Source organism: Hansschlegelia beijingensis (assembly GCF_045505405.1).
In the GTDB taxonomy this organism is placed as follows: domain Bacteria; phylum Pseudomonadota; class Alphaproteobacteria; order Rhizobiales; family Methylopilaceae; genus Methylopila; species Methylopila beijingensis_A.
The window spans coordinates 1-10,002 of the sequence record NZ_JBJKEX010000088.1; the positions used below are offsets into that span (position 1 = coordinate 1).

At 69.6% G+C, this 10,002-nt stretch carries 10 protein-coding genes and 1 pseudogene; 9 read left to right on the forward strand and 2 right to left on the reverse strand.

The annotated features are described in order from the left end of the window. The 9 genes from urtB to ACIKT0_RS07930 all read left to right on the forward strand — a co-directional run. A partial coding sequence (gene urtB / locus ACIKT0_RS07890) for an urea ABC transporter permease subunit UrtB (RefSeq protein ID WP_407104810.1) occupies positions 1-1,100 on the forward strand: 1,100 nt, incomplete at its 5' end. Next, positions 1,097-2,239: an urea ABC transporter permease subunit UrtC gene (gene urtC / locus ACIKT0_RS07895; RefSeq protein ID WP_407104811.1), complete on the forward strand. Its 1,143-nt coding sequence runs from the start codon at positions 1,097-1,099 to the stop codon at positions 2,237-2,239. The genes urtB and urtC, both read left to right, overlap by 4 nt. A gap of 4 nt (positions 2,240-2,243) precedes the next feature. Then, the gene (urtD, locus tag ACIKT0_RS07900) at positions 2,244-3,002 is read left to right on the forward strand and encodes an urea ABC transporter ATP-binding protein UrtD (protein WP_407104812.1); all 759 of its coding nucleotides are present in this window, start codon (positions 2,244-2,246) and stop codon (positions 3,000-3,002) included. Positions 3,003-3,141: 139 nt separating this feature from the next. Beyond that, positions 3,142-3,837, forward strand: coding sequence for an urea ABC transporter ATP-binding subunit UrtE (gene urtE, locus ACIKT0_RS07905; protein WP_407104813.1), 696 nt, complete (start codon positions 3,142-3,144; stop codon positions 3,835-3,837). 94 nt (positions 3,838-3,931) lie between these two features. Next, positions 3,932-4,765 (forward strand): urease accessory protein UreD, encoded by an 834-nt coding sequence (locus tag ACIKT0_RS07910; RefSeq protein ID WP_407104814.1) that lies wholly within the window; start codon positions 3,932-3,934, stop codon positions 4,763-4,765. Between the two features lie 9 nt (positions 4,766-4,774). Beyond that, entirely contained in the window at positions 4,775-5,395 is a 621-nt protein-coding gene (locus ACIKT0_RS07915) for an urease subunit gamma (RefSeq protein WP_407104815.1), read from the forward strand. Beyond that, positions 5,395-7,107: an urease subunit alpha gene (ureC, locus tag ACIKT0_RS07920; RefSeq protein WP_407104816.1), complete on the forward strand. Its 1,713-nt coding sequence runs from the start codon at positions 5,395-5,397 to the stop codon at positions 7,105-7,107. Before ACIKT0_RS07915 ends, ureC begins: the two co-directional genes overlap by 1 nt. Positions 7,108-7,180: 73 nt before the next feature. Continuing rightward, a complete protein-coding gene (locus ACIKT0_RS07925; RefSeq protein ID WP_407104817.1) occupies positions 7,181-7,627 on the forward strand; it encodes an urease accessory protein UreE in 447 nt (148 codons plus the stop codon). Positions 7,628-7,941: 314 nt separating this feature from the next. After that, positions 7,942-8,538, forward strand: a complete 597-nt coding sequence (locus ACIKT0_RS07930; RefSeq protein ID WP_407104819.1) for an urease accessory protein UreF — start codon at positions 7,942-7,944, stop codon at positions 8,536-8,538. Here the strand turns inward: ACIKT0_RS07930 and ACIKT0_RS07935 are convergent. After that, positions 8,487-9,326: pseudogene (locus ACIKT0_RS07935) on the reverse strand (glutamate--tRNA ligase); the annotation flags it as partial. The gene ACIKT0_RS07930 and the pseudogene ACIKT0_RS07935 overlap by 52 nt on opposite strands. Before the next feature lie 167 nt (positions 9,327-9,493). Beyond that, on the reverse strand, positions 9,494-10,002 hold a 509-nt coding region (locus ACIKT0_RS07940), incomplete at its 5' end, for a Spy/CpxP family protein refolding chaperone (RefSeq protein WP_407104818.1).

The window sequence follows — 10,002 nt, forward strand, 5'->3', positions numbered from 1 at the left end:
AGCGCGGCCTTCGCGCCGCCATCATCGTGAGCAAGCCCGATGCGCCGGAGGCCGAGCGGATCGCCGCGGTCGACGCGGTCGCGGCCGCAGGCGACAAGGACGCGCTCGCGATCCTGAACTCGCTGCCGGCCGGCTCCCCCCAGGCGGTCAATGACGCCGCCGCGGCGGGCATCGCCAAGATCGAACGCTGGAGGTCGGTCGCGAACCTGATCCAGAACCTGGTCTACGGGGTGTCGCTCGGCTCCGTGCTGCTGCTCGCCGCCATCGGCCTCGCGATCACCTTCGGGGTGATGGGCGTGATCAACATGGCCCATGGCGAGATGGTGATGATCGGCGCCTATGCGACCTTCCTCACCCAGAACCTCATCCGCGCCCACGCCCCGGCGCTCGACGGCGCCTCGCTGCTGATCGCCATCCCGGTCGCGTTCCTGGTCGCCGGCGCTGTCGGCGTCGCGATCGAACGCACAGTCATCCGCTTCCTCTATGGCCGCCCCCTCGAGACGCTGCTCGCCACCTGGGGCGTCAGCCTGATCCTGCAGCAGGCCGTCCGCACGCTGTTCGGCCCCAGTAATCGCGAGGTGCAGACCCCCGACTGGCTGCAGGGTTCGATCGAGATCCTCGGCGTCTCGCTGACGCTGAACCGCATCGCGATCGTGCTGTTCGCGCTGCTGGTGTTCGCTGGGCTCCAGCTCCTCCTGCGGCGCACCAGCCTCGGCCTGCAGGTGCGCGCCGTCACCCAGAACCGCCGCATGGCGGGCTCGATGGGCATCCGCACCGCGCGGATCGACGCGCTGACCTTCGGGCTCGGCTCGGGAGTGGCCGGCGTCGCAGGCGTGGCGCTCAGCCAGATCGACAATGTCAGCCCGAACCTCGGCCAGGGCTACATCATCGACAGCTTCCTGGTCGTGGTGTTCGGCGGCGTCGGCAATCTGTGGGGCACGCTGGTCGGCGCGCTGTCGATCGGTGTCGCCAACAAGCTGCTGGAGCCCTGGGCGGGCGCGGTGCTGGGCAAGATCGTGCTGCTCGTCGCCATCATCCTGTTCATCCAGAAGAAGCCGCGGGGCCTGTTCGCCCTCAAGGGCCGGGCGGTGGAAGCATGAGCCGCTATCGCTTCCTCGACGCGGCCGGGCTGATCTTCCTCGGCGTCGTGCTCGCGATGGCCGTGCTGGTCCCGGCCTCGAACCTGCTCCTGCCGCCGGACTCCGCCCTGCACGTCTCGGACTATCTCGTGCCGCTGCTCGGCAAGTACCTGGCCTTCGCGATGCTCGCGCTCGCGCTCGATCTGGTGTGGGGCTACTGCGGCATTCTTTCGCTCGGCCATGGCGCGTTCTTCGCGCTCGGCGGCTACGCGATGGGCATGTATCTGATGCGCCAGATCGGGCCGCGCGGCGTCTACGGCGATCCTGTGCTGCCGGACTTCATGGTGTTCCTGAACTGGCAGGAGCTGCCCTGGTTCTGGCTCGGCTTCGACCAGTTCTGGTTCGCGGCCCTGATGGCGATCCTCGTCCCCGGCGCGCTCGCCTTCTGCTTCGGCTGGTTCGCCTTCCGCTCCCGCGTCACCGGCGTCTACCTCTCGATCATCACGCAGGCGATGACCTTCGCGCTGATGCTCGCCTTCTTCCGCAACGACATGGGGTTCGGGGGCAACAACGGCCTCACCGACTTCAAGGAGATCCTCGGCTTCTCGGTCCAGGCGCCGGAGACGCGCGCCGCGCTGTTCGCCGCCACCGCGGTCGCGCTCGCGTTGTCCTATCTGCTCTGCCGCTGGGTGGTGACGTCGAAGCTCGGCAAGGTGGTGGTCGCGGTGCGCGACGCCGAGAGCCGCACCCGGTTCATCGGTTACCGGGTCGAGAACTACAAGCTCCTGGTCTTCACCCTCTCGGCCATGCTCGCAGGCGTCGCGGGCGCGCTCTACGTGCCGCAGGTCGGCATCATCAACCCGTCCGAGTTCGCGCCCGCGAACTCCATCGAGGCGGTGATCTGGGTCGCGGTCGGCGGGCGCGGCACGCTGCTGGGGGCGGCGCTCGGCGCCTTCCTGGTCAACGCCGGCAAGACCTGGTTCACCGGAGTGATGCCGGACCTGTGGCTGTTCGCGCTCGGCGGGCTGTTCGTGGCCACCACGCTGCTGATCCCGAAGGGGGTCGTCGGCGCGGTGACGGACCTGCTCGGCATCCGCCGCAAGAGCGAGCTGCCGGCCGCGCAGAGCATTGTCGCGGCCGCAAAGAGCCCGGCGGAGTGAGCCCATGGTGATCGGCGGCCGCACCACCAACGCCCTGCTCTACCTCGACAACGTCTCCGTGACGTTCGACGGCTTCCGCGCCCTGAACGCGCTGTCGCTCTCGATCGACCACGCCGAGATGCGCGCGATCATCGGCCCGAACGGCGCGGGCAAGACCACGATGATGGACGTGATCACCGGCAAGACCCGGCCGAACTCCGGCGAGGCGGTGTTCGAGGCCACCCACGATCTGACCCGGCTCGACGAGGCCTCGATCGCAGAGCTCGGCATCGGGCGGAAATTCCAGACGCCGACCGTGTTCGAGATGCACACGGTCGAGGACAACATCCTGCTTGCGCTGAAGACGGACCGGCGCCCCTTCCCGGTGCTGTTCTCCCGCCGCACGCCGTCCGAGAAGGAGCGGATCGACGCGCTGCTCGAGCGCGTGCGGCTCACCGGCCATCGCCATCGGCTCGCAGGCGAGCTCAGCCACGGCCAGAAGCAGTGGCTCGAGATCGGCATGCTGCTCGCGCAGGAGCCGAAGCTGTTGCTGGTGGACGAGCCGGCCGCCGGCATGACCGACCAGGAGACCGCCGACACCGCCGACCTGCTGCGCGAGATCGCGAAGACGCGCTCCGTCGTGGTCGTCGAGCACGACATGACCTTCGTGCGCGACCTCGGGGTGAAGGTGACGTGCCTGCACGAAGGCTCGGTGCTGGCGGAAGGCTCGCTCGACGCCGTGTCGTCGAACGAGCGGGTGATCGAGGTGTATCTCGGGCGATGAAGACGGGCTCGAGGTTCAAAGAAGGGTCGTCGTCCCCCGGCTTGGCCGGAGGACCCCCGCCGGGCGTCGAGCGCGGGGTCGACGTGGATGGTCCGGTCGAGCCGGACCATGACGAGCCTTGTTCAGAGAGGACGGCCGGATGCTGAACGTGGAGGACGTCTCGCTGCACTACGGCTCGTCGCGCGCGCTGAAGGGCGTCTCGCTGACCGCCTCGGTGGGCGAGGTCACCTGCGTCCTCGGGCGCAATGGCGTCGGCAAGAGCTCGCTGCTGCGCGCCATCGTGGGCCAGCGGCCGATCTCGGGCGGCCGCATCTCCTTCAACGGCGACCCGATCGCGCACCTCAGGCCCTACGAGCGGGCGAGCCTCGGCGTCGGCTACGTGCCGCAGGGCCGCGAGATCTTCCCGCTGCTGACCGTGCGGGAGAACCTCGAGACCGGGTTCGCGCCGCTCAAGCGCGGGCAGCGCACGATTCCCGACGAGGTCTTCGAGCTGTTCCCGGTGCTCAAGTCGATGCTGCACCGGCGCGGCGGCGACCTCTCGGGCGGGCAGCAGCAGCAGCTCGCGATCGGCCGCGCGCTCGTCATGCGCCCGAAGCTTCTGGTGCTTGACGAGCCGACCGAAGGCATCCAGCCCTCGATCATCAAGGACATCGGCCGCGCCATCCGATTCTTGCGCGGCACGGGGCAGATGGCCATCGTGCTGGTCGAGCAGTATTTCGATTTCGCGCAGGAGCTCGCCGACCGCTTCATCGTCATGGAGCGCGGCGAGGTGATCGAGAGCGGCGACGCCAAGGCGCTGCAGGGGGACGATGTACGGCAGCGGCTTGCGTTCTGAGATTTTGGCTGAGGACCCGCATCGCCCTTCCCCGTCATGCCCGCCCTTGCGGGCATCCACGACTTCAGCGTGGGGCGGCGAGGGCGCGGAAGTCGTGGATACCCGGCCTGCGGCCGGGCATGACGGTCCCGCTCGGCAGCGCTCTCAGGGCTCCATCGTCCTGCGCGTCGAGGCCTCGCGCGGGGTTTCGCGCGTCGTCAGGGTGGCGGAAAGCGGCGCATCCCGGCTCAGGTTTTCGCGCGGCCAGCATGGGCTCGACGGCGCGATGCTGAACGTCGCCGGCGGGCTCGCCTGCGGCGACCGCATGAGCGTCTCGGCGGAGGTCGGGCCGCATGCGGCGCTGACGCTTTCGACTCCCGGCGCCGAACGCATCTATCGCTCCGACGGCGCGATCACGGAGGTCGCGACGCGGCTTGCGGTGGAGGCCGGCGGCTCGCTCGCCTGGCTGCCGCAGGAGACGATCCTGTTCGACCGCGCGCGGCTCGCCCGCCGCCTCGACGCCGAGGTCGCTCCCGACGGGAGGCTGCTCGCGTGGGAGGCGCTGATGTTCGGTCGCGCCGCCCGCGGCGAGACCGTGCAGGAGGGCGATCTCGAGGACCGCTGGCGCGTGCGCCGCGGGGGCCGGCTGGTCTTCGCCGAGACGCTGCGCCTGAACGGCCAGATCCGCGATCTGATGGCGAAGCGCACGGTGGCCGGCGGCCGCGCCTGCCTCGCCACGCTGCTCTATGTGGCGCCGGACGCGGAGGCGAAGGTCGACGATGTCCGCCGGGCCCTCGAAAACTGCGACGTCGAGGCCGGCGCCAGCGCCTGGAACGGGCTGCTCGTCGTGCGCCTCCTCGCCTGTCTCGCCGAACGCCTGCGCGACGCCGCGCGCGCGGTCCTGCCGCTGCTGATGGGCCGCCCCCTGCCCCGTGTCTGGTCTTGCTGAGAGGATCCGGTGAATCTCACTCCCCGCGAAAAGGACAAGCTGCTGGTCGCCATGGCGGCGATCGTGGCGCGCAACCGCCTCGCCCGCGGGGTGAAGCTCAATCATCCCGAGGCGATCGCGCTGATCACCGACTTCGTCGTCGAAGGCGCGCGCGACGGCCGCACCGTCGCGGAGCTGATGGAGGCCGGCGCGCATGTCGTCACCGCTGACCAGTGCATGGACGGCGTGGCGGAGATGATCCACGACATCCAGGTCGAGGCGACCTTCCCGGACGGCACCAAGCTCGTCACCGTGCATCATCCGATCCGCGGCGAGGCGTCCGAGCTCAGCGCCGGCGAGGTGATCCCCGCGCCGGGCGAGATCGAGCTGAACGCCGGCGCAGAGGCCGTGACCGTGACGGTCGCCAACACCGGCGACCGGCCGATTCAGGTCGGCAGCCACTACCACTTCGCCGAGACCAACCCGGCGCTGGAGTTCGACCGCGCGAGCGCCCGCGGCATGCGCCTCGACATCGCCTCCGGCACGGCCGTGCGCTTCGAGCCCGGCCAGACGCGGACCGTGACGCTCGTGCCGTTCTCCGGCGACCGGAAGGTGTTCGGCTTCCGCCAGGACGTGATGGGGCCGCTCTGATGCCTGCGAAGATCTCCCGTTCCGCCTATGCCGACATGTTCGGCCCGACGACCGGCGACCGCATCCGCCTCGCGGACACCTCGCTCGTCATCGAGGTCGAGCGCGATTTCACCACCTATGGCGAGGAGGTGAAGTTCGGCGGCGGCAAGACCATCCGTGACGGCATGGGGCAGAGCCAGGTCACGCGGGCGGAAGGCGCCGTCGACACCGTCATCACCAACGCGGTGATCCTCGACCATGCCGGGATCATCAAGGCCGACATCGGCATTCTGAACGGGCGCATCCACAAGGTCGGCAAGGCCGGCAATCCGGACGTGCAGCCGGGCGTCGACATCGTGGTCGGGCCGGGCACGGAGGTGATCGCCGGCGAGGGCAAGATCATCACCGCCGGCGGCTTCGACAGCCATATCCACTTCATCTGCCCGCAGCAGATCGAGGAGGCGCTGGCCTCCGGGATCACCTCGATGCTCGGCGGCGGCACGGGGCCCGCCACCGGCACCAACGCCACCACCTGCACGCCGGGCCCGTGGCATCTCGCGCGCATGATCGAGGCGGCAGACGCCTTCCCGATGAATCTCGGCTTCGCCGGCAAGGGCAACGCCTCGCTGCCCGCCGGCCTCGAGGAGATGGTGCGCGGCGGCGCCTGCGCGCTGAAGCTCCACGAGGACTGGGGCACGACCCCGGCCGCGATCGACTGCTGCCTCTCCGTCGCGGACGCGATGGACGTGCAGGTGATGATCCACACCGACACGCTGAACGAGAGCGGATTCGTCGAGAGCACGATCGCGGCGTTCAAGGGCCGCACGATCCACGCCTTCCACACGGAGGGCGCGGGCGGCGGCCACGCGCCGGACATCATGAAGGTGGCGGGGCTCGCCAACGTGCTGCCTTCGTCGACCAACCCGACGCGGCCCTACACCCGCAACACCATCGACGAGCATCTCGACATGCTCATGGTGTGCCACCACCTGGATCCGTCGATCCCGGAAGACCTCGCCTTCGCCGAGAGCCGCATCCGCCGCGAGACGATCGCGGCCGAGGACATCCTGCACGACATCGGCGCGCTCTCGATGATGTCGTCCGACAGCCAGGCGATGGGCCGCGTCGGCGAGGTGATCATCCGCACCTGGCAGACCGCCGACAAGATGAAGCGCCAGCGCGGCGCCCTGCCGGGCGAGACCGGCGACAACGACAATCTGCGCGCCCGCCGCTACGTGGCGAAGTACACCATCAACCCCGCGATCGCGCATGGCGTGTCGAGGCATGTCGGCTCGGTCGAGGCCGGCAAGCTCGCCGACCTCGTGGTCTGGACGCCCGCCTTCTTCGGCGTGAAGCCGGACCTCGTGATCAAGGGCGGCGTGATCGCCTGCGCGATCATGGGCGACCCCAACGCCTCGATCCCCACCCCGCAGCCGGCGCATTACCGGCCGATGTTCGGCGGCTTCGGCGCGGCGCCGCTCGCGAACTCGCTGACCTTCGTGTCCAGGGCCGCCCTAGAGGACGACCTTCCGTCGAAGATTCTTGGCCGCAAGCCCATGGTCGCGGTCGAGAACGTGCGCGGCGGCATCGGCAAGAAGGCCATGATCCTGAACGACGCCACGCCCGTCATCGAGATCGACCCCGAGACCTACGACGTGCGCGCCGACGGCGAACTGCTGGTCTGCGAGCCGGCTGAGAAACTCCCGATGGCGCAGCGGTATTTTCTGTTTTGAGCGGGCGCTACGGCCTTCATCCCTCCTCGCGCGCAGCGTGGGGACCCTCCCCTCTGCGACAGAGAGACGGGACGTGACCCGCGCCGTCTCCGTCATCCGCCGACCCGCCGTGAAGCCGGGCGCGGTCACGGACTCCATCACGCTCGACCATGAGGCGCGCGGGCGGCGGCGGCTCGCCATGACGACCGATGGCGGGCTCGACTTCCTGCTCGACCTGCCGCGGCCCGCGAACCTCAACGACGGCGACGCGCTGCAGCTCGAGGACGGGCGGCTGGTGCTGGTGCGCGCGGCGGAGGAGGAGCTGGTCGAGGTCACCGCCGCGACGCCGCTGCGGCTCGCGAAGATCGCCTGGCATCTCGGCAACCGGCACACGCCGGCGGAGGTCACCGAGGACGCGATCTTTGTCGCGCCGGATCATGTGCTGGTCGAGATGGTGCGCGGCCTCGGCGGGGCGACGCGGCCGGTGACGCGCCCGTTCCGGCCCGAACACGGCGCCTATCAAGGCCACGCGCATGAGTAAGGGATTTACGACCCGCCAATCTCCGCGAGACGTTCATCTGGAAGGCCTACTCGAATTTCTTCGTTCGCAGCATCCGACGAAGACATCGGCACACGTCGAAGCCGTATCTGGGGTGAGCGCAAAAACCGTTGAGAAATGGCTCCAGCGAAACTCAGCTCCCTCACTGTCCAATTTCATCGACCTCATACAAGGCTATGGACCACGATTGCTCGAAGCTTGTTACAAGGAAGCACCAGCTTGGATATCCGAACTGGCTTACAATCAGACTCGGGCAGAGATAGTTGAGAGGATACAGTTTCTTTTTGACCAACTGAATGCTCTGGAAGCAAAGCAAACAAAACGCAGTGAATAGCGTCACCACACTCCTCGTCTGGCTGTCGCCCGCCTTTCCGGTCGGCGGATACGCCTACAGCCACGGGCTCGAGCAGGCGGTCGAGGATGGCGACGTCACGGACCCCGCGTCGCTCGAAGCCTGGCTCGAGGAGGCGCTGTCGCTCGGGCTTGGCCGCAACGACGCGATGCTGCTCGCCGAGGCCGTCCGGTCGCTGCCGCCCGAGCCCTGGGACGAGACGACCTCGGCGAGCAGCGGAACGTCTTCGGGCGCGGGTGAGACGGGCGCAGCCGCCTCGCGGGCGATGCGCCACCAGTCCGCGGCCTCGGCGAGGGTCGCGAGGTTGCCGCGCACGGTTTCCCAGAACGCCGCGCCGCCGCCCACGCCGAGCTGTTCGAGGCGAGCCGCAACCGTCCGGAAATCGAGGCCGTGCAGGGTCTTGGCCGAGAGCGCGGCGAGTTCGTCCGGATCGATCCGCGCCGGCGCCCGCGACGGGCGAGCGGAGGCGACCAGGGCCGCGAGCTCGTCGAGATCCGCGACCGGCCGAACCGCCTCGGAGCTGCCGATCAGCGACGCATAGGCCGCGACCGCCAGCGGCTCGACGCCCTGTTCGCGGAGCGATCGCAGGGACAGGCTGCCCTGCCGCTTCGAAAGCCCCTCGCCGTCCGCGGCCGTCAGCAGGTTGTGGTGCGCGAAGGCCGGTGGCGTCGCACCGAGCGCCGCGAACATGTCGAGCTGCACGGCTGTGTTGGTGACGTGGTCCTCGCCGCGCACGACGGAGGTGACGCCGAGGTCGGCGTCGTCCACGACGCTGCTGAAGACATAGAGGAACGCGCCGTCGTCGCGCACGATCACCGGATCCGAGAGGCTCGCAAGATCGATCTCCTGCGGTCCCCGGAAGCCGTCCCGCCAGCCGATCCGGCCCTCGGAGAGCCGGAAGCGCCAGTGCGGCCGGCGGCCTTCCGCCTCGAGCGCCGCCCGTTCCGCCTCCGTCAGCCTGAGCGCGCGCCGGTCATACAGCGGCGGCCGGCCCGAGAGCCGCGCAAGCCTGCGCGCCCGCTCGAGCTCCTCCGGCGTCTCGTAGGCCGGGTAGATGCGCCCGGCCGCACGCAGTCGCTCGAAGGCGGTGCGGTAGATCTCCTCCCGCTCCGACTGGCGGCGCTCCTCGTCGGGCGCGATCCCGAGCCACGCCAGATCCTCCCGGATGGCTTCGACGAACTCCTCCCGCACGCGCGCCGCGTCGGTGTCGTCGAGCCGCAGGATGAACCTGCCGCCGGACCGCGCCGGCAGCGCGTTCAGCAGCAGCGTGCGGGCGTTGCCGAGGTGCAGATAGCCGGTAGGCGACGGGGCGAAGCGGTAGACGTTCATGGGTTCAGCACCGCGCAAGCGGGTGTCTCGGCGAGGGTCGGCGCGGGGAAGCGTGGCATCAGGTCGTCTAGCCGCCCGCCCGCCTGGGGGCAATCGTGACGGCCCAAGAAGAAGGCCCCGCAGCGATTGCGGGGCCTTCGAGACTCACGTCGTCCCTGGCGGGACCGTTATTGGTCATCTGGCTCCTGCGGACCGTCCGGCCCCGGTCCATCCGGCCCAGGCCCATCGGGCCCGTGCATGGGCCCGTGGCCCCGGCGGTCATGGAAGCGCCCGCGCATCTCGGCCTCCACCGACTTGACGCGCTCGAGCTGCTCGGGGGTCAGCTTCTGGCGAAGCGCCGCGATCGCCTCCTTCAGGACCTTGGCCTTTTCGGCTCGCGCTATCGCCTTGTCGGCCATGCGGTCGGCCATGGCGAAGGCCTCGGCGTCAGCCGGCTTGTCGCCCTCCCCGGCCGGCTTCGGCCGCAACGGCGAGACGAAGTCGATCGCGGCCGCGGTGAAGGCGCGCCAGGCGTCGAGCTGGTCGTTGCGAATGCCGAGCAGGGTCTCCATGGCCGTAAGGCGCTCGGCGAGCCACATCGCGCGGCGAGCGCCGCGCATGCCGTGGCGGGACATGCCGTGCATCCCGTGCATGCCGTGCATCGGCATCCCGCGCATGCCGGGGCCGGGTCCGCCCG